Origin of the sequence: Halopenitus sp. POP-27, assembly GCF_029889855.1 — an archaeon.
Taxonomy (GTDB): domain Archaea; phylum Halobacteriota; class Halobacteria; order Halobacteriales; family Haloferacaceae; genus Halopenitus; species Halopenitus malekzadehii.
Map to the genome: position 1 here is coordinate 13,189 of NZ_JARANU010000015.1, position 25,208 is coordinate 38,396.

Sequence of the window (25,208 nt, forward strand, 5' to 3'; positions counted from 1 at the left end):
ATGGAATCTAACGTCCTCGGTCTCATCCCTGCTCGTGGTGGGTCAAAAGGGATTCCGGGAAAGAATATCCGTGAATTGGCCGGAATGCCACTTATTGCCCACTCGATCCAAGCCGCACGTGATGCTACTGCAATCGATTCAGTCGTTGTTTCTACTGATGATGAAGAGATTGCTGAAGTGGCAGACTCGCACGGCGCGAGGGTTCCTTTCATACGTCCATCGAAATTAGCAACGGATGAGGCTCCGACAGCACCTGTAATCACTCATACCTTGGAAACGCTTCACGACGTGGGTGAAGAGTACGATGCGTTTATGTTACTTCAGCCAACGTCACCACTTCGGACAGTAACACATATTGAGGAGGCGTACTCGCTTTACGAAGACTCTAATGCGGACTCTGTTATTTCAGTGTATCCGACGTGTGATACCCGCTGGGAACGTACGCCCCAGGGTGCCAAGCAGTTGAACTATACTGATGCAGCTAAACGGAGACAAGATCGGGACCCAGAGTACGTAATTAACGGTGCAATTTATGTAACGAATGTTGATCAATTCCTGCAGACAGAGGAAACGATCACAGGCACGACGAAATTGTACGAGATGGCTGAGCGGGAGTCAGTAGATATTGATACACCGTTTGACCTATGGTTAGCCGAACAAATTCTAATGGGGTGGGAATCATATGATTGAAATTGAGGGTACGAAGATTGGAGCAGGGAACCGTCCATACATTATTGCTGAAGTCGGGATTAATGCTCGAAACGATCTGACCCTTGCGAAGCGATTCATAGAGGTGGCTGCGGATGCTGGGGCGGATGCAGTCAAGTTTCAGACGCACATCGTGGATGCAGAAATGGTTGAGTCGGAAATGAGGTCAATCGGTGCGGGCGAGGTATACGATACACTTGCAGTCAATGAGTGGTCACTCGACGAGCATCAAGAGCTTCAGTCTCACGCAGAAATACACGATATAACGTTCCTTTCCACACCGTTTTCGACTGAGGCCGTCGATATACTGGATGAGATCGACGTTCCAGCAATTAAGATCGGATCAGGTGAACTGAACAACCGGGAGTTGCTTGAACGTGCTGCTAGTACGGGCAAGCCGTTGTTAGTCTCAACAGGGATGAATACCCTGGATGAGATCAAAGCAACTTGTGAGTTTCTAAATGACGTAGCAAGCCAGTATGCACCCTTTTATTGTGTTTCAGCCTATCCGACGACGGCTGCCGATTTTGATTTTAAAACAATCGAGACGTTAGAAGAGATGACGGATGTGCCTGTTGGATTTTCAGATCACTCGACAGGGGTTGAGGCAGCAAAAGTTGCTATCGGGAACGATGCCGCACTTATCGAGAAGCACTTTACCATTGATCGCCGCCTTCCCGGTCCTGACCAGGAAGTATCTATCGAACCTGACGAGTTAACTGACCTCTGTGAGTTTGCAACGCTATACGATGAAACTTCCACTAAAAAAGAAGGAATAAATGACGAAGAAGTTGAAATCAAACAGTGGGCACAGCACAGTATTGTCACGGCGGAGTATATTGAGAAAGGTGATAAATTGACGGAAAAAAATATCACAACGAAGCGCCCTCAAACCGGAATACCTGCTCAACGTTTTTTTGACATAGTAGGTAAGAGGGTATCAACATCGCTTCCCGCAGATATGGTGATTAAAAGTAAACATCTTAACGACGATCCTGAAACATTTATATGATTCCTGAAAGATATGATAAAGAGAATCTGATTCGTGCGATAAAAGACCCATCTTTAGTCACTGACGAAATAAAACGACTATTGCAATATATAAAACATCAACCCCAAAAACTGTCTTTTAAACAAAAATATGGGTCGGGATTAGAGGTGATGAGTCAGGATTGGGATTATCTAATTATTCTCGATGCCTGTCGGTATGATGCTTTTGCAGAGGTGGCTGATCTTGGCGGAAATCTCAAGTATGCTATATCAAAAGGTTCTCATAGCATCGAGTTTTGCGAGAAAAATTTTGCCGGGAACGAATACTATGATACAGTCTACGTTACGGCAAATGGATACGGCGCACAGATCTCGCAGAACGTATTCTATGACTTAATATTCACCGACGAAAGCGACGCTGTTCCTGAGGTAGATGTGTTACATTCGTCTTCAGAAGGGCTAGCACCAAGAACGGTAGCTAATGCAGCTTTGGACGCTTACAGTAAACATCCAAATAAACGAATGATTATTCATTTTATGCAGCCACATGGTCCTTACCTAGGTTCAACAGCGGAGGATCTCCGGAACCGAGTTGCGGATGAGGGATTGAAAGTCATCGCTCGTGATTCAGAGAATATCAAGAAGTACGATACAAGCAACAGTAATGTGGTTAGTACCTTAGGAGGAGCAGCAAGAAAAGGATATATATCAAATGATGAGCTTCGAAGCGTATATTATGAGAACTTAGAGATCGCCCTACAATATGTGAGACTCCTAATTGATGAATTAAATGGGAAAATAGTAGTAACGGCAGATCACGGCGAGTTATTAGGTGAGCACGACACTATAGGTCACCCAAAATATAAATATTATAAAGAATTAAGGAAGGTACCCTGGTTGGTTATCAATACACATAATAGACCAGATATTATTAGCGACAAGCCAACAGAATCCACAATGATTGACGAGGCTATTGTCGAAGATAGACTTAGAGCACTCGGATATAAAACAGATTCTAAATGATGGGTGATTAAAATATGGATAAAAATAGTTTATCAGAATTCAAGAAGTTTGAAAAAAATAATAATGTATTTGACCTTAAGGTTGATCAAATACCTATCTGGGAGCGGATGAGAAAGGGAATTTTTGATGAAATAAGGTTTGAAAGTACAACGAGAAACCAGAACACAAGTGGCGGATCGATTAAAGATATTAAAAGAATATATATGATGATCAGAAATATTTTTTTAAAGAATCCATATTTATCTAAAAATTATGAAATTCTTGTGTACGGTACCGGTAGACGACAGTTAGAGTCAAACAACAAGTGGTGGGATATCTATTTTGATCCCCTCTATGAATCAGGATTGAATAATTATATTCATTTAGAACCACCCCAAAATGCATCGCATTATAGTCCAATACAGACTGATCTCTTGAAATATAATGATCTAATTATATATCTATCATACGTGTTGATGAAATTAGGATTGAAGAAACCATCAATTTCTGATGATGTCCAAGAAGAGTTAGTCGCGATCGAAAAGCGATTGAATCATAAATTTAACGTCAAAATTGATCTCTGTGCTATAGTACACAGAGAACTACACTTAAGAAAGATAAGGTATGGGTTCTATAAACGATTAATGAATAGAATCGAGCCGGAGATACTCCTTATTGAGTGTAGTTATGGGAAGGAAACACTTATTGAAGTATCTAAATCTTTAGACATACCCGTGATCGAACTACAACATGGAACCATACATAATCATAATCTTGGCTATTCTTACGAAAATTCGAGTAAAGAAATGTTTCCGGACTATCTATTTGTCTGGGGAGAGTTTTGGAAACGATGGGCAGATATTCCATTGCCAGATGAAAGGATAATACCCACTGGTTACCCATATTTTGATCAAAAGAAAAGGAAATTAGAGAGTGGAGATAGTAGAGAAAAAATTATATTCATCTCACAGGAGACAATTGGAATAGAATTGTCTAAATTAGCACTTTCTATGGAAAAAGACACCGATATTGAACACGATATTATATATAAATTACATCCAAAAGAATATAGTGGGTGGATGTCCAAATATCCAGAATTATTAGAATCGGATATCGATGTAGTTGGGGATAGTGGGTCCAGTATATACGAACTCTTCTCGAAATCCGATATTCAAGTAGGTGTATATTCAACCGCATTATTTGAGGGAATAGCATTCGACTTAGAAACCTATATTTATAAAATTTCGGGGTGGAAACGTGTTGAACGATTAGTAAATGAGGGGCCTGCTCAGGGCATCTCCTCATTAGAGGAGTTATTAACACTAATCGATCAACCCGGAAATGGGGATAATATTGGGGACATATTCAAAGAAAATGCTATAGATAACACGATAGAAGAGATAAATAAAGTGAAAAATGAAGGAACAACATATAGGCCAGCATAGATGAGATTACACTAGCGTTTCTCCAAGCACCTTTGTGATTGCCATAACTTACTATCAGCTTTGTAGTTTCGGTACACAGCGGTTGATTTTCTGGATATCGGACGCTCCGACAAAAGTTGTAAACCGTGGCTTTCAGCAGTAATTTCTCGGAACTTGAGTAACGTTTCGACATCCACTAAGGCGGTGACTTTCAGCACTCGAACGCGGTAGTTAGTGCAGTTGGCATAGTGACGATTTGGCTGGTCGTGGTTAAAGCCGATCGAGTCGATGACGGCGTGGCCGGTATATTGCTCAGAATACACCGCATTGCGGCGGATTTTCGATTCGAAGTCTATGTAAAGTGAGCATCGTTTACTCGGCGAATCAAGCATCCCTTCGGAGTCGGCGAGTTTGCCGGGTTAGCAACAACTGATTTAGCCTTATCCATCGTAATACAAGTTTAGTATGAAAGAAAAGTCATATCCTCAGAATAGTTGTTCATTTATCGATTCTGATTGCTCCTGAATAATAGTTTTTCTAAAACCATCACTGGTATATGATTTGAATTTCTGAACTTTTGCAGGAACTCCTGCAGCAATTGTATGTGGTGGGATATCTCTTGTAACCACCGAGTTAGCACCAATTACTGCATTATCACCGATCTCTACCCCCTCTGTTATGAATACACTTGCTCCTATCCAAACATTATTTCCAATATGAATATCACCTTTAGAATTTTTTATATCTGACTGGCTCAAATCTTGGTCTGCTATCTTATTAGAAGTATACATCTTAACAAAATGGCTAATTGAACAATTTTCTCCAATAACTACTTCTAAACCCTCGGCTGATTGAATCTGTGAATATCTTCCGATATATGAGTTTTGTTTAGCAACAATATCTCCATCGCCATAGAACAGAATGCCATTCCCATTGAAATGGAAGTTTTCGTGAATCTGATAATCTTGACGATATTGTTCATACTGATTATGATACCAACTATTGTGGATCTCCCGGACAATAGTCGATAAAATACGATTTCTCAATATTTTTTTGCGAGTTCTTTTAATGCCATATTAAACCATCAGGTTACTGAATGAATAGTTAAATGCTATTTCTTATATATTTATATCATCTGTGTTCTTCCGCAGATTGGTATCTCTATGGGTATGAAGACACTTATATTGTATAGTTCGTTCATCAGTCGCGTTAAGTTAGATGATGAAGAGCTCGATTCTAGGTATCTATGGCCGAAATCAACCGCCTCAGCGAACACCGTGTGGATCGACTTGTCATTAGTGAAGCGAGATCGGACTCCACGCTGGGCGATTAAAGTAGGGATCCGCTTTCACTTGTCCAGTCTGTCGCTACGTGATGTGAATACATTTCTCGAAAGTTCCGAGATCAATCGAAATCACATCGCTATTCGTAACTGAGTTCAGAAATCCGATTTACAGCCAATCTCGGTGGTTTCTGTGGATCAACTTGCGGTTAACGAAACAATGATCCGCCTCCACAGCTAGCAGACCTAGCTGTACGATATCTTTGATCTATACACCAACAAAAGCCACCACCTAAGCCTCTATCTAACCGCAACAAAATAGACAATGCGATGGTTTCTCATCGAGCTCCACCGGTGCTACCAGCTTGATGATGTAGAATTTTTCCATCGATGATGCAGATTATCTCGATCCAGTGCTTGCTGAAGATAGCTATCGATTTCGAATGATTCACTATGGAAATCAGAATACTATCGAACGTGTCTTTTAGGAAATAGAACGATCAACATCATCGTTTGCAAATATCTTTAGCAATGCGCGTTAAAGACAGCTCAAAATTGGCTCAAATCCTTCGCAATCACCCACAATTCACGCTAAACCTAACGCGACGAAAATAGCAATCTTTGAGAAGCAATGGAAACCGTAGGTTGACAACGAGTCGAGAATGAATATTCCTGAGAAATGGAATAGAAATCTTCTTAAATTTCACAATAAATTAGTTGATTAATACTATTAGAGATACTATATATTCGAGGCCGATTATTGAACATTCCGTCCACGTCCGATCGTATACACCCAGTGGTCCGTCTCCGCCAAGTCGAGAGCCTGCCGTCCGTCAACCACGACAAGTGATCTGTCAAATCCATCCCAGTCGATTGATTCGAACTCGTCGTGCCCGGTGACTAGTACGACGGCGTCGGGGTCGGCCCCGTAAATCTCCGACTGTTCAACGGGTGTCGCTCCATTGAACGCGGAGAAGTCCTCCAACACCGGATCCACGACGAACACCTCCGCGTTCTGTGTGACGAGTCGTTCGACGATCGGGATCGACGGTGCGTGCCTGAGTTCGGCGACTCCGGCTCGGTACGTGAGACCGAGCACGACCACGGTTGCGTCCGAAAGTGCTGTATTTCGCTCGGTCAACCCGTCGATCAGTTTCTCGGTCACGAATTCGGGCATCGAGTCGTTCACGTTCCGAGCGGTCTCGATAAGCGGCGTCGGCCCGTCGAACTGGTTGATGAGGAAGTACGGATAATACGGAATGCAGTGCCCGCCGACGCCGGCACCGGGCGTATGGATATCACACATCGGGAGCGTGTTGGCGACCTCGATCGCCTCCAAAACGTCGATCTCCAGATCGTCAGCGAGTTTGGCCAGCTCGTTGGCCAAGGCAATATTCACGTCCCGATAGACCCCTTCGAATACTTTGACCGCTTCTGCGGTCGTCGCGTCCGAGACGGATACCACGCCGGCATCGTTGATCGCCTCATACACGATCCGGGCAACACGCGTCGCTTCAGGATCGGACCCACCGACGACCTTCTGGTAGGCGCCACGAATGTCTTCGATAGCACGACCACTCGACGTTCGCTCTGGACAAAAGGCAACACCGAACTCGTCAACATCGAGGCCGCTCTCCTCAGCCAAAAGGGGCTCGACGACCTCTCGACACGTTTGCGGCGGTACGGTCGACTCGATGACCACGACGTCACCCGGATCGAGACCTGCAGCAATATCCGAAACAACGGAAGCTACCACCGACAGGTCCGGCTCGTTGTCGTCCGTGACCAGCGTTGGAACGATGATAACGTGAATACTGGCGGTCGCTGCTGCGTGCTGTCCGTCAGTCGTCGCCGAAAGCTCACCCGCTTCGACGGTTCGCTGGACGAGCTGATCCAGTCCCGGCTCACCGTCCACGTGTGCGGTTCCGGCTGAGACGGATTCGACAATCGTCTCATCAATGTCGACGCCGGTAACCGAACCACAAACGTCTGCATACACCGCGGCAAGAGGGAGTCCCATCTTTCCGAGACCGTAGACCGCAACTGGAACGTCACCACCAATAAACGCTTCTCGGAGGTCTTCTTCGTGGTTATTGTACGGTTTCATTCGGTCCCTCCGTACTGAACGCCTGTTCATCAATCTCCTGAATGATTTTGACGGCTTCTAAGCCATCTGTTCCTGAAACCGGAGGCGTGTTGTCTTCTGCTACCGCCTCCAAGAACGACTGTAGTTCGTTCTTGAGGGGTTCGATGTTCTCGACAACCGGATGCTCAACGATACTTTCGTGTCGGTACTTCATGCTGCCATCATCCGTGATGAACTCGGGAGCAGACTGTCGGTGAATTTCGATCGATTGATCCAAGTAGTCAACCTTGACGTATCGGTCGTCCGCCGTAATCGTCAGTTCTCGCACCTTCTGTTGGGTCTGTCTACTTGCAGTGAGTGAGGATATAGTATCGTCTACAAACGTTAGCGTCGACGTGGCGTATCGACCTTCGGCGGTTCCAGCTGTCTGGATTGAGTCGATATCAGAGTCGATCAACGACAGCACGATATCGACATCGTGGATCATAAGATCAGAGACTACACTGTCGTCGATCTCGCGATCGGGATCCGGGCCGAGTCGACGGGCATCAACTGCGGTCACCTCCAAGTGTGGAACGATCTCTTCTAACGCTTCAACAGCGGGATTGAATCGTTCGATGTGGCCGACCTGTATCTGTACACCGTGCTGCTCGGCGAGTTCGATCAGTTCTTCCCCCTCTTCTACATCGGAAACGAATGGCTTTTCGACGAGGATTGAAACTCCGTTTTCGATACACTTGCGGGCAACCTCGTAGTGATACTCAGTTGGAACAGCGATCGAAACCGCGTCAACAGCACCGATCAGTTCGTCCATAGATAGCGCATCGGTTCCGTACTCGGTAGCGATCTGTTCTGCCCGATCTGGATCTACGTCCGATACGCCAATCAGGTCTGCATTCGCGAGTTCACTGTAGACGCGGGCGTGGTGTTGTCCCATACTTCCCACGCCGATTACTCCGACTGAGAGAGACGAGTCAGTCATCGGAATAAAACTCTTCTACGGCGGTAGTGATTGTTTCGATGTCTGAATCACTCACTGCCGGATGGACGGGTAGTGAGAGAACGGTTTCGGCCGCTCTTTCGGCTGTTGGGAATTGAGCCGACACGTGTGAATATGCGGGTTGCTCGTGAATACACGTCGGATAGTATATTCCCGATCCGATGTTACGGTTGTCGAGGTGGTCCGCGAGAGCGTCTCGGTGACGCGTACGAACGGTGTACTGATGGTAGACGTGTTTTCGATCTTCCGGCTCCGTTGGCGTATCGACTGGAGTCGTACACAATCCGTCACTCAGATTCGCTGCATTCTGACGACGGGATTTAGTGAATCGGGGGAGCTTCTCCAACTGAGAACGGCCGATTGCTGCGGCAATACTGGTCATTCTGAAGTTATGACCGATCTCAATGTGCTCGTAGTTATCAGAACGACCGTGATTAATGAAACGCTTTGCTTTATCACGAACGTCAGAGCGATCCGTCGTGATCATCCCTCCCTCAGCAGTCGTCATATTTTTCGTGGGATAAAATGAAAAACAAGCTACGTCTCCGAACGAACCGACGCGGGATCCGCCGTATTCTGCTCCGTGCGCCTGAGCCGCATCTTCGATCAATAAAAGGTCGTACTCGTCGGCAATCGACTGGAATTCGCTCATATCGGCGGCCAGACCGTAGAGGTGAACCACGACGATCGCATCAACATCACCGTGATTTTCGATCGCGTTGCGAACGGCTTCAGGATCGAGAAGATATGTTTCGGGGTCGATATCCGCAAAGATCGGATTTGCACCAGCGAGACGGATCGCATTCGCACTTGCGATGAATGAAAACGGTGTTGTGAGGACGGTGTCTCCCTCCCCCAGTCCGAGAGCTTCCAACGCGGTATGGAGTGCTGTGGTCCCGTTTGAGGTCGCAACTGCGTGTTCCGTACCGCAAAAAGATGCGAACTCGTCTTCAAAGGAACGTACTTCCGGACCGTCAGCTATCATTCCACTCTCGACGACGGAGCGAACACGTTCGAGTTCTGCGTCATCCAACTGTGGATCAGCGATCGGGATCATCAAATATCGTTCTCGTCCCGTAATTGCTCGGGAAGCGGTTTGAATGTCGCGGGTGCGCCGACTGCTAGCGTTTCCGGCGGAACGTCTTCAGTCACGATAGCCCCCGCAGCGACGAACGACCGTTCACCGATGTGTGTTCCTGGAAGGATCGTCGAGTTCGCTCCGATTGACGCTGACGATTCGACAGTTGGCCCTTCTAGATCGACATCTTGTCTTACAGGGTAAGGATCGTTTGTCAGAACAGCACGGGGGCCGATAAACACTTGATCCCCGATTTCGGTGTGAGAAGGAACATACACACCCGTCTGAAGACTCACATTGTTACCGACCTGTGTATGCCCATCAATAACTGTGTCCGTTCCGATGACACAATCGGTTCCGATTTTGGTGTGCTCTCGAATCAATACGTTGTGTCCCGTTTGAGTTCGAGCCGCTATCTCAACATCGTTGTACACTATACTACCCGCTCGAACGATAACATCGTCTCCAAATTCAGTTGGCGTTGTATCTTCGGAGTATTCATAGCCCACGGTAGCTCCTGAATCAATCTCACAACCGTTTCCTTGGCTTATTTCCGTCATTTTGATGTTAACAATCCCCTTTGTTCATACTTTCATATACTGGTGTCGACTTAGATATATCATATGATCATTATTAAATATTAATTATACTTTAGATATTAATGTTACTGTTCGTTAAGTATGCGTTGAATAATCCCTAAGTAGGTTTCCGCTACTTCCTTCCAGCTGTTTTCTCGCGCAGTTTGATTGAGGTTTTTGCATCGGCGATCCGCTTCCTCTGGATTATTTATTATTTGGTCTAACCCTGCTACAATCTTTTGAGGAGTAGGATCAACAAACCATAGCTGACTTTCAGAAAATTCCTCCTCGAGATCGCCTGGAATTCCAAGTACTGGGAGCATAGCGGCCCCATATTCTAGAATCTTCAATGGTCTTTCAGCGTCTACAAGACAGAGTCCAGCATCAGCATAGTGTAGAAATCCAGGAACTCGATCGTGCTCATATGATCCAAGGTAATATATATTGGCATTCTCTTCAGCTGCACGTTCTATATTTTTCTGTTCCATCTGTTCTCCAATAAATACAAATTCCCAATCGTTGGCGATCTCTGCTGCGCCAAGTATATCTTTTATATGATAGGATGGTGAGAAGCGTCCCGGATAAATCGCGATCGGGGAATCTATATTAACACCTGCATTTTTAAGTTCACTTTGAGCAAATTCTTTTGAATCAGTAGATGGTTTCGCAAACATATCGTAATTAACCGCATTCTTAGCTAATACGGAAGCTATACCCTGCCTGCGTGCTTTCTGATAAGATTCCGTCTCTGCAAATACGGCCATATCTGTATGTTCAAGTATCCACCATTCGTATTTAGATATCATATCAAATATTGGCTTTGGGAGGTCATCGATCTGTGAAATCGGATCACTCACATCCGCAACCAATGGGTTTTGTAAAATATTGCTAATTGGATAGCTCATATACAGTGGAAACCTAACATTCGCTATTATAACATCATAGTCGTCAAAAATAATCGATCTAAGTCCGTTAAATGGATTTGAAAGGCTTACATTGTAAAATGTGACTGAAACAAACGACTCCTCTAAGTGATCGGCAATACGTGCCCTGCGCGTACTAACATTTTCTCCAGTCGATGGTCGAAGCCACAATACACTGATCTCGTCATTACTTTTCGTCTTCGTATATTTATCTTTGATAGACATATTTCAATTAGTGATAGTATTAAATTATTTCTCCGATAGACACAATCTATATATCAATTGTACATTCGAATATCTATCTATTCGGGCCGTTCTGTGCATATAAGTATCCATTCGTTAATGGGGGTTATTTTACTTAGACGCTCTTGGTAGATTGCTCGTGAGTCACATCACAGTTTCGAGGATGGTTTTGGGCACTCTTCACACGGCTTTCGGAACGATTCACGGCGGAGCTGAAACGTTCGAACACTTTTCTGTGGCTGATGTTGAGACAGTCTTCTGTTGTAATCGCGCACAGTAACCGGCTGTCAGAACAGCTGGTCCGTCTGTTCTCGATGGGTTTGATCGACGCAGAATCGCCGGACTACCCCTCATCAACAATGTGCTACACAAGAGCGACCTGAATAAGTCCTCGAAACTTGTACTTGGTATTTCCGAGTAAGCTTCCTGGAGCGATCTAGTCAACACTTGGGGAGATTAACTGAACTGATGTCTCTAATTATCGTAGGCGTCCCGCAGCTCCTCGTCGATGTCCCACACTGCTGACCCCTCACCACGCCACAGCTTCACCGCCGCGAACAGCAGCGATACCTGTGTATCGAACACTGCGTAGATGGACTGCAACGGCCCGAGACGGTCACGCGACCCGAGGAACGTACCCAGTCCGACCGCCGCGGGCACAGCCAGTCCGAACGGTCCCGCAACGACTACGCCCAACAGCGTCGTCAGTCCAAGCGAGGCTGCCACCAGCCACGGTGACACCAGCATAAACCACCAGTTGAACGGTATTACTACACCCCCGTACAGCCCGTACCGACCGAGTACCTCCCGGTTCCGGATCAACAGCCGAATCAGTCCCATCGCCCGTCGATCCTTCTGTGTCCGCCGCTTGCCGAACGCCGAGTGCGACGCCTCCTTGTATCTGATCTCGGGATCGAACACAGTTCGCTGTCCTCCTTTTCGGATCTTCATCGCCAGCTCGGTGTCGTCCGCGATCGAGTCCGGGTCGATCGGAACGATCTCGTCGTTCTCGAACGCCGAGAACGGCCCGTGGAAGATGAGCGTCGAGTCGATGTGCGACTCAAGCGTCTGAATCGTCGCCTGGATGCCTCGATATCCTTCCTCCACGTCGCTCCCGCCGAGGACGTCGACGTTTCGGCCCGTCACCGCTCCGACATCCGGATCTGCCAGGTTCGCGGCCGCCTCCTGAAGGACGTCCGACGCGAGCTTCGAGTCGCAGTCGGTCTTGACGACCATCTCGTTCGAGGCGGCCGCGTAGGCGTCGTTCAGCGCGGGAGCCAGTCCCCGGCGCTCGTCTTCTTCAATGAGAGTTAGCGCTGGCGTCTGCCGGTCCGCGAAGAACGATCGGATGATCTTCCGTGTGTCGTCGTCGCTGGAGTCGACGATCACGACTTCTACCTTGTCCATCGGATAGTCGAGTGACACGATATCTTGGAGTTTGTTTTCGATGATCCGTTCCTCGTTATAGGTCGGGAGAACGATGCTAACCGTCGGCTCGGCGGACCGTTTGTCGGCGGGCGAACCCTGCGGATTCCACACCTTCGCAAGCAGGAGATAGATCGCGTAGGGGAGCCCCGTCAGCGATACCAACGCTGCGATCGAGAGAAACAGTCCCCGAACGAGTCGTCGCATATCCCTTCCTTCACTGACGGGGACCAAAACTTCAGCGGTCCGTGTACGCTGATTGTGTAATGTTGTCTGAGTATCGTTGAGCGGAACGAGGCTCTCTCGTGGACTCTCGCGGTACCTTTACCTCACTTTCAAGAGGAGCGTTATCAACCGTTGGTGATCGGAAGCACAGTCATACAGTACCACACTGACACAGGTAACGCGATACTATGTGTATCCTAACTGTTCAAGCCGGTCCTCGACGACCCCGGACACTTCCGTTTCCTCGGTGCTTTCCTCGGGCCAGGGTGGAAGTGCGTCTCGCATCTCCGTCAGCCGATCGTCCGGAACCCGTACTTCCCGTTCGGCCGGGAGAATGAACCCCTTCTCGAAGTCGTGGCCCCTGGAAGCGATCAGTTTATACTCCCCGTCGTACACCGCTTTCTTCTCGTAGCCGCTCAGACTCCCTTCGACGAGCAGACTCCGATCCGGCTGTTCCTCTTCACGTAGTGACGTCCCGGTTGTGCCCTCGAAATCGATCCCGACGGCATCCGCAAACGTGGGCGCGAGATCGACTAACGAGACCGGCGCATCGAACGACCAGTCCCTGTTCGTCAATAGCGGCACACGTGCGATCTCTTCGTACGGAGCACCCCCATGGTCGACACAGCCGGTTCCGTCGAAATGCTCTACGTCGAAGGCCACGTGCTCCCAGTGAGCTTCCCCGTGATCCGAGGTGACGACGAGAAGCGGGTCCGACAGTTTCGACTGTAATCGATCCCCGAACCGTGCTATCGCGTCGTCGACGTACTCGACCGACGCCCGGTAGAGTCGACGTCGATGCTCGCGATACGTCTCACACGTCTCATCGCAGTCTACCTCGGTCTGGTACCGCCAGTTCCGCAGTTCCTCGATGGAGCGATCGACCTCGTACGCCTCCCAGAACTCGTCCGGCGGATCGACCGGTATGTGGGGGTCAGCGAGATGGAGGAACGCGAAGGTTCGATCCCGGCCATCGACCCACTGGAGATACTCCGACAACACGTCGTCCGCATCCGAGTTCACCGTGTGGTACAACTTGTGTGTCTGGAACCGCCCGGAGATCGCGACGAACGGAGTATCGTGCCCGAAGCCGCCGTAGGTGTCGTATCCGGCACCGGCTAACGCTTCGGTGATCGTAATGAGGTCATCGTCCATCCGCGGCGGCAGTCGAAGTCCCTCGGAGTCGTCGATCTCGTCCGTCCGTCGCATCGCTCCGTGCTCGTGCGGATACTGTCCGGATAGGACGGATGAGACTGCCGGAAAGGTCCACGAACCGGGGGTGATCGCATCCGTCCCGTTGAGACTCGCGAGATATGGGGTCGTTGATTCGTCAACGTGGTCCGCCCGCAGCGCGTCGACAACGATACAGACGATGTGGTCCGGCGCGTCAGGCTCTGGACCGGTGTTGGGGAGCGACTTTCGTGCGAACTGGCGATCTGCCTTCGTCGTCTGATACATATCGTACGGGACGGCAAGCGCTCGCTTTGCCCACGGCGGAAGCGTGTGTATCAGCTTCCGTTTGAGGTCCATACTGGTGCAGTCACCGCTGGTGTACTTTGATTCTTCGGGAGTGAGCGACGAAGGTGTCACGCCGGCGTCGAACGATATATAACAAGCCTTAAGCGCGTTTTCCGAGTCACAACGCACAATGAGTGATCAGACCGATCCCGACGGTCTCGGGGAGTCCTCCGTCCTCGATATCTTCGAGCGGTGGTATCACGTCCCCGCGATCGTCGCCGTCGTCGCGGTGATGTTGTACTCGCGCCTTCGCGCGTACGACAACTTCATCGTCGACGGCCAGGCCTACTTCCGCGGCAACGACGGATGGTACCACTTCCGCGAGACCTCGTACCTCCTCGAGAACTGGCCGAACACGATGCCCTTCGAGGTGTGGACCGGATTCCCCTACGGAGCAGACGTCGGCCACTTCGGTACCCTCTGGGACCACGTCATCGCGCTCTTCGCAATCGCGTCCTCGCCGATAACCGGCGGCGGCGAGGAAGGGTTGATGCGCGCGATGCTCGTCATCGCGCCCATCGTGGGCACCGCGGTCGTGATCCCGACGTACTTCATCGCCCGCCGCTTCGTCGACCGTCTCTCGGCGGTCGTCGCGGTCGCCGTGCTCGGCCTCATCCCCGGCACGTTCTTCAGCCAGACGCTCGTCGGCTTCCCGGACCACCACGCCGGCGAGATCTTCTTCTCGACCCTGGCGGTGCTCGCGTTCCTCGCGGCGATCGGCGTCGCCGAGCGTGACAAGCCCGTCTGGGAGCTGGTCGTCGATCAGGACTGGGACGCGCTCAAGCGCCCGGTCGGCGTCGCAGCCGCCGCCGGCCTCGCTATCACCCTATATATGGCCACCTGGCAGCCCGGCGTGATGCTCGTCGGGTTCACCGGGATCTTCCTCGTCATCAAGATCACCAGCGACGTGGTTCACGATGACAGTCCCGAACCGATCGCCTTCGTCGGCGCAGTCTCGATGGGCGTCGCGGGCCTCCTGATGGTGATCCCGCTGGACGACTACTCCTTCGGGACGACCGCCTACTCGCTCACCCAGGTGTTCCTCCCGCTCGGGGTCGCCGTCGGCAGCGCGTTCCTCGCCTTCCTCGCGCGCCAGTGGAACGCCCGCGACATCGACCCGCGTGCCTACCCCGCCGCGGTCGGCGGCCTGATCGCCGCCTCCGTGGGCATCCTCGCGCTCGCAGTTCCCTCGGCGTGGAACACGATCGCCACGAACCTCCTCCGAACGATCGCCTTCTCCACCGCCGCCGCCACGCGCACCATCAGCGAGGCACAGCCGCCCCTGCTGCAGTCCGAGTTCGCGCCCTTCGTCCTCTCGCAGTACGGCTTCGCGTTCTTCTTCGCGCTGGTCGCGATCCTCGCGATCCTCGCGCGCCCGCTGATCCGCAGCGACGACACGCGCGAGACGGGCTACGTCGTCGCCGCCGCGGTCGTGATCGGCAGCGTCTACGTGGTGCCCGGCGTCTACGACGCCATCGGCGGCGTCGTCGGGCTCAGCTGGCAGGTCATCGGGCTGGCGCTTGCCACCGCGTTCCTCGTGGGCGCGACCTACCTCGCGCGCTACGACGCCGAGGAGCTCTACGTCGTCGTCTGGGGGCTGTTCATCCTCTCGATGGCGTTCACCCAGGGCCGGTTCAACTACTACCTCGCGGTCGTCGTCGCGGTCGGCGCAGGCTACACGTTCCAGCTCGCGCTCGACGCCCTCGACGTCCGCGGGAAGTCGATCACCGAGATCTCGGGCTCCGTGCAGGGTTGGCAGGTGATGATCCTCGGCGCCGTCGTGCTCGTGCTGTTCGCGCCGCTGGTCGCGATGGTCACCCCGGTGTGGGCCGCCGGCGCCAACACCAACCCCGGCAGCGTCGTCGAGTGGGACGAGAGCCTCCAGTGGATGAACGAGGAGACGCCCCACCCCGGCGAGCTCGAGGGCCACGACAACGCGATGGAGTACCAGGGCACCTACGAGCGCCCCGACGACGGCGACTTCGAGTACCCCGCGGGCGCCTACGGCGTGCAGTCGTGGTGGGACTACGGCCACTGGATAACCACCCGGGCCGAACGCATCCCCAACGCGAACCCCTTCCAGCAGAACGCGGTCCAGGCCGCCAACTTCCTGCTGGCCCCGAGCGAGGAGCGCGCCCAGGACGTCCTCGCGGGCCAGAGCACCGAGGGCGAGAACACCCGCTACGTGATGGTCGACTGGCAGATGGTCCACCCGCAGTCGAAGTTCACCGCGCCCGTCACGTTCTACGACGACGGCAACGAAACGCAGGGGGACTTCCTCGGCGCCATCTACCGGCAGAACCAGCAGGGCGGCTTCAGCGTCGCCACGCAGGTGCGCGAGCAGCGCTACTACGAGAGCCTGATGGTCCGGCTCTACGAGTACCACGGCAGCGCCAAGGACCCCGAGCCGGTCGTGCTCAACTGGGACCAGACGCCGGTCCAGACCGCCGACGGCTCACAGACCACGGTCCGGACGATCCCGGAGGGCGAGAACGCGCAGTTCGCGCAGGCCTTCGGCTCGATGGCCCAGGCCGAATCGTTCGTCGAGAACCAGAGCGGCACCGCGCAGATCGGCGGGATCGGCTCGGTGCCCACCGAGCGCGTCGACGCCCTCGAACAGTACCGGCTGGTCCACGCCACCGAGTCGAACGTCGACCGGTACTTCAACGCGCAGCTGCGTGACACCCCCGCGAACTGGGTGAAGACCTTCGAGAAGGTCCCCGGCGCGACCATCGAGGGCTCCGGCGCCGAACCCGGCCAGGAGGTCGAGGCGGCCGTCGAGATGAGCTATCCGCACTCCAACGAGACGTTCGTCTACCGGCAGTTCGCCACCGCCGACGAGGACGGCGAGTTCTCGTTCCACGTCCCCTACTCGACGACCGGTTACGACGAGTACGGCCCCGAGAACGGCTACACCAACGTGAGCGTCCGCGCGACCGGCCCCTACCAGATCGGCACCGCGCCGACCGCGAGCAACGGCAGCCTCACCTACGCCACCGGCAACGTCACCGTGACCGAGGGCCAGGTCGTCGGCGAGGACGACGCAGTCTCGACGGTCGAGCTCGAGGAGGAATCGCTGCTCCAGGACGACGAGAACGCCACCGACGAGAACGCCACCGACGGAAACACGACCGACGGGAACACCACCGAGAGCGTGACCACCGACGACGGCGCCACGACCGACGGAACCACCGACGACGGCGGATCGACCACCGACGACGGGAACGCGACGACCTCCCGGGTCGCCCCGGCCGCGCTCGGGGAGTCAACCGCCGCTCCCGCGCCCGCCGCACCCTAGATGGTCGACGCCCCCGAGTGGCTCGGCGTCTACCTGCGCGGGGTCGCGATGGGGTGTGCGGACGCGGTTCCGGGTGTCTCCGGGGGCACGATCGCGCTGATCACGGGCATCTACGAGCGACTCATCGCCGCGGTGACCGCGATCGGCCCCGGACGCGTCCGCCGTGTCCTCACAGGCGTCCGCCCGGCGAACCTCCCGGACGCCCGCGCGGCGTTCCTGGAGATGGACGGCCCGTTCCTCCTCGTTCTCGGGGCGGGGATCGGGACCGCGATCGTGACCGTCCTGCGCGTCGTCGAACACCTGCTCGAGACGGCGCCGGTCGCCACCTTCGGGTTCTTCTTCGGACTGATCGCCGCCTCCGCGGTCGTCCTTCGCCACGAGGTCGACCTCTCGACGCCCGGTCGGAAGGGCGCCGCACTCGCCGGCTTCCTCGTGGCCTTCCTCGTCTCCGGGTACGCCGCGGGCGCGCTCGGCGACGGGCTCGCCGTCGTCTTCCTCGCGGGCGCACTCGCCGTGAGCGCGATGGTGATGCCCGGCGTCTCGGGGTCGCTCGTGCTCGTGATCCTCGGCCAGTACGAACGGATGACCGACGCCCTCTCGACGTTCACGGACGCCGCCCTCGGCGCGGTCTCCGGGGCGGGGACGGACGCGCTGGTCGAGGCCGCCCCGCCGGTCGTCGTCTTCTGCGGCGGCGGGATCGTCGGTTTGTTCACGGTCGCGCACGCGGTCCGCCGCGCGCTCGCGGCCAACCGGGCCGCCACCGTCGCGTTCCTCGTCAGCCTGATCGTCGGCGCGCTGCGCGCGCCGATCGTCGAGGTGGGACGCGTTCTCGCGGAGACGGGGTCCTCCTGGAGCGCCGCCGCGCCGCGATTCGGCCTCGCGGCCGTCCTCGGCGGCGCGGCCGTCATCCTGCTGGACCGGTACGCCGGCGCGATCGAGTACTAGATACTGGCGGCTGAACATCCCCGCGGATGTTCGCGCGCCAGTATTTACCGAGTACGGGTGTGTTCGAACCGCTCGCAACCGGACGGGCGTCCGGTTCCTCACAGTTCTCCGTCCTCGTGGACGGACGGGTGGCTATCGACGTCGGTCATGTGACCGCGAACTCCCCGATCACTCGATCGCCGAAATCGGTCGGACGGCCGCTCCATCGAGTGCCGGGACGGAGCACAGCCGGCACGGAGACCGATCCACCTCGCCGGATCGCTCGACCGGTCTCCTCGCCAGCACCGACGGTCAGATGTGCAGCAACTGCATCTACAGGCGGCGCAGGCCGAGGTGGTTCACGCCGGGGCAACGTCCCGTTCCGCAGTCCCCCGAAGCGGAAGCCGAATATCGATCTCGTCGTAGGGGACGACGGGGCGCTTCGCCCGCCCCTCGTCAACGAATTCCACGACATCATATGCTTCGAGCCGCTCGAGGTTCTCCGAAACCTGCTTGACGTCCCGATCGACCAACCGGGCGGCCTCGCGGATGCTCGCGGGCTCCGCTTGCGCGATCGCCTGGAGGAGGTCGATCGCGCGCGGCGTGAAGACCGTCGCCAGCTGGTCGGTGGTTTCGAAGCTCAGCCGGTGTGGAGCGTCTTCCTCGGGGCCGTCGCCGGCAAGCGCCTGCCGGAACGCCTCGGTAGTGCGCTGCTGGATGGCGCCGATCGATTCAACCGTCACGATGAGCGTGTTCGGTGTCATGGTTTGCTGTCGTCCTGTGGTGGCTTCCCTCCCCGTGCAACCGTTCGACCGCGACCCAGAAGCGCTCTTGGACGGCGTCGTAGCCGGGGAAGCCGTAGTCGTCGTCGAGCCCATCGGGCGTGTGTCGTTCGTGCACTCCGTGGGAGTTGTCGTACCGGATCAGGGTCTTGCCGTCTTCGGTCCCGTAATGAAGACGGTATTTGACGCCGTCCGGAAACTTCTCCGACTCCGGCACAGCCAGCACGCGGACACGGAGAACGGTGCCGTCCGCAAAGCGCCGTTCCGTGTCTTCCAACACGCGCACGTCGCCATCGGGTTCCGTCGACGTCTGTTGTTGTTCACCACATCATAATATGTGTTGTGGTTGATACCATCGATATGGGATCCCGCACATCCCAGTGCCTCACCGCACCGGAAACGGGGGAAGAAAGCCGGCGATCGGTGCAGGATCCCTACTCGACCGCGAAGTCGGTCGAGACGCGCGGGGAGTGGTCCGGCCCGCTCCGGCCCGTCTCGCGGTCGATCGAGACCGACCCCGGCGTTCCGACCACCGTGAGCGTCTCCTCGTGGTCGGCGCCGCCGACGGTCCCGGCGACGTCGAGCGCCACGTCGAGCCCGTCCTCGGCGGTCTCGATGTCGACGTAGTGGACGTGGGTCTCCCCGGGACCGAACTCGGGAACGTCGTCGGCCTCATAGAGGATCGTCCGGACCTGATCGCCGCGTGCGGCGATCGACAGATCGGTCACCGTCGCCCCGCCGTCGTTCTCGACGGCGATCGCGACCGTCCCGCCCTCGGCATCGAGCGCCGTCTCCGGATCGACCGCGAACGTGAGCGTGGCGAGCCCGTCCGGCCCGTCCACCGGAGCCTCGACGAGCACCTCCAGGTCGCGGGCGGGCGCGACCGACCCGTCGGCGACGTAGCGCAAGGTGTCGTAGCCGCCGACGGTGCTCGGGTCGGGACCATCGACCCGGTAGGTCGCCGTCACCTCCTCGTAGGGCGGGACGTGGATCTCCGCGGGCGGTTCACGGAACTCGTAGAGCTCGAGGTCGAGATTGCGCACGCGGAGCCGGCTCTCGGCGGTGTTGACCGCCGTCACCTCAAGGGTGTACCCGTCACGGTCGGGGAGCAGCAGTCCCCGGCAGTACAACTCCGGGATCTCGAGTTCGGTGTCGAGCTTGCCCGCCGTCCGTTCGACGCCGCCGCTTTCGACGGCAACCGGCGGGACGACGTCGTCGCCCACGCCGGTAAAGGCGTGGAGTCGGGTGAACGTGCGGAACTCCCCGGGCCGGATCGTCTCCGTCACCGGCGCGGCGTCGGGCGTGGTCACGGTGACCGATTCGGGGCCGTGGCCGACGTTCTCGACGTCGATATGCTCGATGCAGAGATCGCCCACGACCGGCGGCAGGGGATCGATCCGGCGTTCCAGTTCGAGGTCGCCGGTTCCGGGCCCGGCGTCGCCGTGAGCGCCGCCGGCGCCGCCGGCGCTGTGGCCTCCGGGCGTTCCGCCGGGAGCACTCCCGTCGGGAGCGGCTGCCGGTGGCGCGTGCGTTCCGGTGGCGGCGTTCAGGACCGCCGACTCCGGGACCTCGAGGTCGACGTCGTCGTCGAGGAAGTGCCCGGCCACCGACACCGTGCTCGTTCCGTCCTCGACGGGCGGCGCGATCAGCTCCAGCACGCTCTCGGGAGCGCCCTCGAAGGTCCGTGTGACCGAGGTCGGGAGCGCGTCGCCGTCGATCGTCAGCTCGTCGACGACCGTCGCCCGCGAGTCGTTGCGAACCCGCACCGCGAGGACGTCCTCCTCGACGGACCCGCTGGCGGAGAGCGGATCCTCCGGACGGGGGACGTCGACGGTCCGACGAATGCCGGTTGCATCGGCGATCGTGAGCGTTCCGTCCGCCGGCGCCTCGAGGGTTCGCGTGACCGCGTCGTTCGGGTCGATCCGGTCGACGCGCTCACCCATCGGGTTGATCCGAACGTCCTCGACGGGGACGCTCGTCTCGTTCGCGAGCGTCACCGACACGCGGAGTCCCTCCGGGGTCAACCGCGTCGGCTCGACGGTCACGTCGATCGACTCGCTGCCGCCGGTGACCGGGAGTCGTTCCTCGAGGATCACCTCCTCGTCCGCCGTGATCGTGAGATCGACCGTCTCCTCGTCGATCGACGACAGCGGGAACCGAACCCGCTCGGAGTCGTCCTCGAGGAGCGTCACCCGGTGGGACGGATCCGAACACCGAGCGCCGGACAGCTCGATCGCGATCGTGGCCGAGGCGGCGGTGTCGCCGACGTTGTGCAGCTCCGCGTGGATCGCCTCCGCGCCGGCGGTCAGCGACTCCGACAGCAGGGTCGCATCGAGCGTCCACTCCCCGGAGAGGCGGCGGTAGACGTTCGCGACCGTGTCGACGATCACACAGACCGGCTCGCCGCCGGCGGCGGTCACCGGGAGGCCGTCATCGAGCCCGAGCGGCGTCCACTCGCCGTCGGCGTCGATCGCGCGGATTTCCCCCTCGGTTCGGAGGATGATCTCCTCGCGACCGAAGGGATCGATCCGGTCGACCTGCCAGTCGTGGCTCCACTTCCGCTCGCCGGTCTCGATGTCGATCCCGACACAGCGGGCGTCCTTCATCACACAGACGATCGTGTCGCCGACGACGCCGAGGTCGCTTATCGCGCCGTCGACGCGCTCCTGCAGCCGGCTCTCCCCGGTCGGCCCCAACACCGACAGGAACGACCACGCGGCCAACACGAGCGCGTCGTCGGTGCAGACGACCGCCGGCGTTGCCGAGACGTCCGAGTGGGGACGGTCGACGCGGAACCGCTCCTGGCCGCTCGTCGCGTCCAGGCCGACCAGCTCGTCGTCCTCGGTCACGACGACCGCGAACCCGCTTTCCCCGGGGGCAGCCACGCGGACCGCCTCCGGGAGCGAGACCCGCCACAGTCGCGTCCCCGACAGGCTGTAGGCGTCGACGCCGTCGTCGGTGACGGCGTAGAGGTGGTCGCTCAATGCGACGCTTTCGGCGGGTTCGGGGAGAGTTATCTGATCGCGTTCCTCGCCGACGACGTACACCTCCGTCCCGTTGGCGAGGATGCAGACGCGATCGCCGGAGACCGCCCACGCGTCGAGTTCGCCGACCTCGAAGGAGGACGTCCGGACGTACTCGGCCGTCCCGGCCGGCATCACTCGTCACCCCGATCGGTCGTGCCCGTGCCCGCGTTGCTGACCGGACCATCTCCGGTCGGGCTGGGTGACCCCGCTCCGGCCGATTCGGCCGATTCGGCCGATTCGGCCCCGATCGCACCATCCCCGGCTGACCCGTCACCGGGTTCGGCATCACCACCGCCGGACCCCGCGGCCGCGCTCCCTCCCTCGTCCTCGCCTGTCCCCCCGTCCTGGTCGGCAAGCAGCGAGGAGAGCGCGCCACCGCCGGCGCCGGGACCACCCTGCAGGTCGATCCCGAGATCGTCGGCCTGTTCGTGGACGTAATCGCGCATCTCCGGATAGCCCTCCAGGTCGTCGAGCTGCTCGCGGACGCTCGAGACGTACTGCCTGACCGTCTTCGGCTCGGTCCCCTCGAGGCGGTCGAGGAGGTACTCCGTGGTCACCTCCTGGGGATCGCCCTCGATCACGCTGCGGATGAGCTCACGCTGGAGGTCGCTGCCGAGGATGCGGTCGGCCACCTCCGCCGGGGTATATCCGACGGACGCCTCGCCGAGCCGATCGAAGTCGATGTCGTCGGTGTTCGGCAGCGAGGAGAGCTGCGTGCGCCAGACCTCCGACATCACGCGCTCGTCCGGCTGTTCGATGAACTGTTGGATCGGGAACCGCCGGGTCGCCGCCGGGTCGATCGTGAAGGGCATGTTCGTCGCGCCGATCACGAGCAGGTTGTCCTCAACGTCGTTCATCTCCTGGAGGAACGCGTTCGTCAACGCCCGTTCGTGTCGCTGGAGGTTGTCGTCGCTGCGGTCGGGGATGAGCGTCTCGATCTCGTCGAAAAAGAGGACCGCGAACCCCTCCTCCTTCGCTATCCGGTGGGCCTGCGAGAAGACGGCGCTCACGTTCTTTTCGGCCTCGCCGGCGTATTTCGACTGGATGTCGCTGCCGCGGATCTCCAGAAAGACCACCTCGCCGTACTGGTCTTCGATCCCGGTTTCGTGTTTGGCCTCGTGGGCGATCGCCTCCGAGACGTGCGTCTTGCCACAGCCCGGCGGACCGTACAACAGCATACTGCCGCCGCGCTCGGCGAACTCCTCGCCGTACATCTCGACGATCCGGTCGCGCACCTCGGTGTCGAAGAGGGCAAGCAGCATTCGCGCCGTTTCCGTGACCGACTCGAGGCCGGCGACGTCCTCCTCGAGGCTCACGGTCGGGACGGTCGGCTCGACGGAGACGGTCGTCCCCTCGTCCGGTCGCTCGCCGCCACCGCCGGGGCCGCCCGCACCGGCGGCGCCCGGACCGCCGCGTTGCCCCGCGCCGCCGCGCGCACCGGCCGGCTGCTGGGGCGGCTCCGCGGGTTCGTCGACGAACTCCAGGTCGGTGTCCTCCGTGATCCGGAGCGTCGAGTAGGCACCGGGATCCGCCTCGGTGACGGTAAACCGGACGAGCGATCCCCGGATCTCGGCGACCTCCTCGATCCGGTGGAGGAGGTACTCCTCCGACCGGAGATACTCCTCGAGGACGTCCGGTGCGACCGTCTTCGGGTGGATGGTCGCCGAGTCCGCCGCGGGAACCGACGCGAGGCTCGCGTTGCCGTCCACGACGAACTTGTCCCCGCCCGAGAAGTCGATCCCGCCGAAGAGGTGCTCGACGTTGGCGTTGATGTAGGCTTTGTTGCCGATGTTGCTCACGATCTGGTCGTCCTCGGTCTCGACGCGGAAGTACGCGCTCCGGTCGTTGTGGATGACCTCGACGAGCTCGGCGTCGGCGCCGACCTTGCTCGCCCCGACGCGGATGTGCGACGTCGGTTGGTCGTCGGTCTTGATCGGGTTGAGATTGTTCCGTGTCATGTCGTGGTCGTCGTCTCGTCGGTCAACGCCCGGGCGGCCGAGAACGCGGCCTCCGAGCGGTCGATCGTGTCCGGGTCCGGGTCGTTCGTCCAGGCGGCCGCCCGGCGGACGAACGCGATGAACGACGCGAGATCGCCGAGCAGGTCCGCGACGCCCTCCCAGGCGGCCGCCAGATCGGTGGCGCCGTCGATGCGTTGTCTGCCGGCCAGCTTGCGACACTCGGTCGTCACCGCGATCGCGTGGGTGACCAGCCGATCGAAGAGGACGTCCCAGTTTGCCGCCCGCGGGCCGGTCCTCGATAGCGGGACGATCGTCGTCCCCGCCACCGTTTCGGTCCGGTCGGGAGCCAGGTCCTCACGGTCGCTCCCGGCCTCGTCACCGTCCACAGCCTCGTCACCGTCCTCGGCCTCATCAACGTCCTCGCCCTCAGTCTCGACCGCGGCAGTCGGTGGCCGCGAGGGATCCCCGTCGCTCCAGGGGTCGCGTTCGAAGCGCCGGTCGAGAAGTGCCGCGATCGCCTCGTCGGCGTCCCGTGAGGCGGTCCCGCCGGTCGCGGCGGCCGGCGGCAGCGGAACGCCGTGGAGGCTCAGCTCGACGAGGTCACAGACCGCATCCAGGGCGTCCTCGACGACGTACCAGGCCTCGTCGTCGGCGTCGTCATACCGTCGCTTCCGCAGCTCCGCCGTGGTCCGGTTCCGTGCGTGCCGCAAGGTCCCGAGGAACGATGCAGCGAACATC

General features: G+C 57.0%; 19 protein-coding genes and 1 pseudogene. 6 read left to right on the forward strand and 14 right to left on the reverse strand.

Going from position 1 to position 25,208, the window contains the following annotated elements:
* The 4 genes from OQF70_RS10010 to OQF70_RS10025 all read left to right on the forward strand — a co-directional run bounded on the left by OQF70_RS10010 (nt 1) and on the right by OQF70_RS10025 (nt 4,145).
* Nucleotides 1–690 carry an acylneuraminate cytidylyltransferase family protein gene (locus tag OQF70_RS10010; RefSeq protein ID WP_280537343.1) on the forward strand — a complete coding sequence of 230 codons (690 nt, stop codon included), beginning with the start codon at nt 1–3 and terminating at the stop codon, nt 688–690.
* On the forward strand, nt 683–1,720 hold the full coding sequence (locus tag OQF70_RS10015; RefSeq protein ID WP_280537345.1) for an N-acetylneuraminate synthase family protein: 1,038 nt from the start codon (nt 683–685) through the stop codon (nt 1,718–1,720). Before OQF70_RS10010 ends, OQF70_RS10015 begins: the two co-directional genes overlap by 8 nt.
* 149 nt (nt 1,721–1,869) lie before the next feature.
* Nucleotides 1,870–2,721, forward strand: a complete 852-nt coding sequence (locus OQF70_RS10020) for a sulfatase-like hydrolase/transferase (RefSeq protein ID WP_280537346.1) — start codon at nt 1,870–1,872, stop codon at nt 2,719–2,721.
* 14 nt (nt 2,722–2,735) lie between these two features.
* Nucleotides 2,736–4,145, forward strand: a complete 1,410-nt coding sequence (locus OQF70_RS10025; protein WP_280537347.1) for a hypothetical protein — start codon at nt 2,736–2,738, stop codon at nt 4,143–4,145.
* Nucleotides 4,146–4,303: 158 nt separating this feature from the next.
* Here the strand turns inward: OQF70_RS10025 and OQF70_RS10030 are convergent.
* The 9 genes and pseudogenes from OQF70_RS10030 to OQF70_RS10070 all read right to left on the reverse strand — a co-directional run.
* Nucleotides 4,304–4,441, reverse strand: a pseudogene (locus tag OQF70_RS10030) (IS5/IS1182 family transposase); the annotation flags it as partial.
* 168 nt (nt 4,442–4,609) lie between these two features.
* Entirely contained in the window at nt 4,610–4,882 is a 273-nt protein-coding gene (locus OQF70_RS10035; RefSeq protein WP_280537348.1) for a DapH/DapD/GlmU-related protein, read from the reverse strand.
* Nucleotides 4,883–6,163: 1,281 nt separating this feature from the next.
* Nucleotides 6,164–7,513, reverse strand: a complete 1,350-nt coding sequence (locus tag OQF70_RS10040) for a nucleotide sugar dehydrogenase (RefSeq protein ID WP_280537349.1) — start codon at nt 7,511–7,513, stop codon at nt 6,164–6,166.
* Entirely contained in the window at nt 7,497–8,474 is a 978-nt protein-coding gene (locus OQF70_RS10045; RefSeq protein WP_280537350.1) for a Gfo/Idh/MocA family oxidoreductase, read from the reverse strand. Before OQF70_RS10045 ends, OQF70_RS10040 begins: the two co-directional genes overlap by 17 nt.
* On the reverse strand, nt 8,467–9,549 hold the full coding sequence (locus OQF70_RS10050; RefSeq protein WP_280537351.1) for a DegT/DnrJ/EryC1/StrS family aminotransferase: 1,083 nt from the start codon (nt 9,547–9,549) through the stop codon (nt 8,467–8,469). The genes OQF70_RS10045 and OQF70_RS10050 overlap by 8 nt, the downstream gene beginning before the upstream one ends.
* On the reverse strand, nt 9,549–10,130 hold the full coding sequence (locus tag OQF70_RS10055; RefSeq protein WP_280537353.1) for an N-acetyltransferase: 582 nt from the start codon (nt 10,128–10,130) through the stop codon (nt 9,549–9,551). The genes OQF70_RS10050 and OQF70_RS10055 overlap by 1 nt, the downstream gene beginning before the upstream one ends.
* Before the next feature lie 104 nt (nt 10,131–10,234).
* Nucleotides 10,235–11,296 carry a glycosyltransferase gene (locus OQF70_RS10060; protein WP_280537368.1) on the reverse strand — a complete coding sequence of 354 codons (1,062 nt, stop codon included), beginning with the start codon at nt 11,294–11,296 and terminating at the stop codon, nt 10,235–10,237.
* 492 nt (nt 11,297–11,788) lie between these two features.
* Complete coding sequence (locus OQF70_RS10065) at nt 11,789–12,946, reverse strand: glycosyltransferase (RefSeq protein WP_280537370.1); 1,158 nt, start codon at nt 12,944–12,946, stop codon at nt 11,789–11,791.
* A gap of 204 nt (nt 12,947–13,150) precedes the next feature.
* On the reverse strand, nt 13,151–14,494 hold the full coding sequence (locus OQF70_RS10070) for a sulfatase-like hydrolase/transferase (protein ID WP_280537372.1): 1,344 nt from the start codon (nt 14,492–14,494) through the stop codon (nt 13,151–13,153).
* A gap of 118 nt (nt 14,495–14,612) precedes the next feature.
* On the opposite strand from OQF70_RS10070, the gene OQF70_RS10075 reads away from it, so the two are divergent.
* Both OQF70_RS10075 and OQF70_RS10080 read left to right on the forward strand, forming a co-directional pair.
* On the forward strand, nt 14,613–17,780 hold the full coding sequence (locus OQF70_RS10075) for an oligosaccharyl transferase, archaeosortase A system-associated (RefSeq protein ID WP_280537374.1): 3,168 nt from the start codon (nt 14,613–14,615) through the stop codon (nt 17,778–17,780).
* Entirely contained in the window at nt 17,781–18,725 is a 945-nt protein-coding gene (locus tag OQF70_RS10080) for a DUF368 domain-containing protein (RefSeq protein ID WP_280537376.1), read from the forward strand.
* Between the two features lie 338 nt (nt 18,726–19,063).
* Here OQF70_RS10080 and OQF70_RS10085 read toward each other — a convergent pair whose 3' ends face one another.
* From OQF70_RS10085 to OQF70_RS10105, 5 genes are all read right to left on the reverse strand, one after another.
* Nucleotides 19,064–19,468, reverse strand: coding sequence for a transcriptional regulator (locus OQF70_RS10085; RefSeq protein WP_280537378.1), 405 nt, complete (start codon nt 19,466–19,468; stop codon nt 19,064–19,066).
* On the reverse strand, nt 19,437–19,766 hold the full coding sequence (locus OQF70_RS10090; RefSeq protein WP_280537380.1) for a DUF6516 family protein: 330 nt from the start codon (nt 19,764–19,766) through the stop codon (nt 19,437–19,439). Before OQF70_RS10090 ends, OQF70_RS10085 begins: the two co-directional genes overlap by 32 nt.
* Nucleotides 19,767–19,920: 154 nt before the next feature.
* Nucleotides 19,921–22,644, reverse strand: a complete 2,724-nt coding sequence (locus OQF70_RS10095) for a PQQ-binding-like beta-propeller repeat protein (protein ID WP_280537381.1) — start codon at nt 22,642–22,644, stop codon at nt 19,921–19,923.
* Nucleotides 22,644–24,470 (reverse strand): ATP-binding protein, encoded by a 1,827-nt coding sequence (locus OQF70_RS10100; protein WP_280537382.1) that lies wholly within the window; start codon nt 24,468–24,470, stop codon nt 22,644–22,646. Before OQF70_RS10100 ends, OQF70_RS10095 begins: the two co-directional genes overlap by 1 nt.
* On the reverse strand, nt 24,467–25,207 hold the full coding sequence (locus OQF70_RS10105; RefSeq protein ID WP_280537383.1) for a hypothetical protein: 741 nt from the start codon (nt 25,205–25,207) through the stop codon (nt 24,467–24,469). Before OQF70_RS10105 ends, OQF70_RS10100 begins: the two co-directional genes overlap by 4 nt.
* Between the last annotated feature and the right edge of the window lies 1 nt (nt 25,208).

Bases quoted from the DNA above. Each gene is read 5' to 3' on its own strand.
- OQF70_RS10045 (WP_280537350.1), bottom strand. From the start codon at position 8,474: ATGACTGACTCGTCTCTCTCAGTCGGAGTAATCGGCGTGGGAAGTATG.
- OQF70_RS10105 (WP_280537383.1), bottom strand. From the start codon at position 25,207: ATGTTCGCTGCATCGTTCCTCGGGACCTTGCGGCACGCACGGAACCGG.
- OQF70_RS10050 (WP_280537351.1), bottom strand. From the start codon at position 9,549: ATGATCCCGATCGCTGATCCACAGTTGGATGACGCAGAACTCGAACGT.
- OQF70_RS10080 (WP_280537376.1), top strand. From the start codon at position 17,781: ATGGTCGACGCCCCCGAGTGGCTCGGCGTCTACCTGCGCGGGGTCGCG.
- OQF70_RS10085 (WP_280537378.1), bottom strand. From the start codon at position 19,468: ATGACACCGAACACGCTCATCGTGACGGTTGAATCGATCGGCGCCATC.
- OQF70_RS10015 (WP_280537345.1), top strand. From the start codon at position 683: ATGATTGAAATTGAGGGTACGAAGATTGGAGCAGGGAACCGTCCATAC.
- OQF70_RS10010 (WP_280537343.1), top strand. From the start codon at position 1: ATGGAATCTAACGTCCTCGGTCTCATCCCTGCTCGTGGTGGGTCAAAA.
- OQF70_RS10070 (WP_280537372.1), bottom strand. From the start codon at position 14,494: ATGGACCTCAAACGGAAGCTGATACACACGCTTCCGCCGTGGGCAAAG.
- OQF70_RS10025 (WP_280537347.1), top strand. From the start codon at position 2,736: ATGGATAAAAATAGTTTATCAGAATTCAAGAAGTTTGAAAAAAATAAT.
- OQF70_RS10075 (WP_280537374.1), top strand. From the start codon at position 14,613: ATGAGTGATCAGACCGATCCCGACGGTCTCGGGGAGTCCTCCGTCCTC.
- OQF70_RS10040 (WP_280537349.1), bottom strand. From the start codon at position 7,513: ATGAAACCGTACAATAACCACGAAGAAGACCTCCGAGAAGCGTTTATT.
- OQF70_RS10100 (WP_280537382.1), bottom strand. From the start codon at position 24,470: ATGACACGGAACAATCTCAACCCGATCAAGACCGACGACCAACCGACG.
- OQF70_RS10095 (WP_280537381.1), bottom strand. From the start codon at position 22,644: ATGCCGGCCGGGACGGCCGAGTACGTCCGGACGTCCTCCTTCGAGGTC.
- OQF70_RS10020 (WP_280537346.1), top strand. From the start codon at position 1,870: ATGAGTCAGGATTGGGATTATCTAATTATTCTCGATGCCTGTCGGTAT.
- OQF70_RS10060 (WP_280537368.1), bottom strand. From the start codon at position 11,296: ATGTCTATCAAAGATAAATATACGAAGACGAAAAGTAATGACGAGATC.
- OQF70_RS10065 (WP_280537370.1), bottom strand. From the start codon at position 12,946: ATGCGACGACTCGTTCGGGGACTGTTTCTCTCGATCGCAGCGTTGGTA.
- OQF70_RS10055 (WP_280537353.1), bottom strand. From the start codon at position 10,130: ATGACGGAAATAAGCCAAGGAAACGGTTGTGAGATTGATTCAGGAGCT.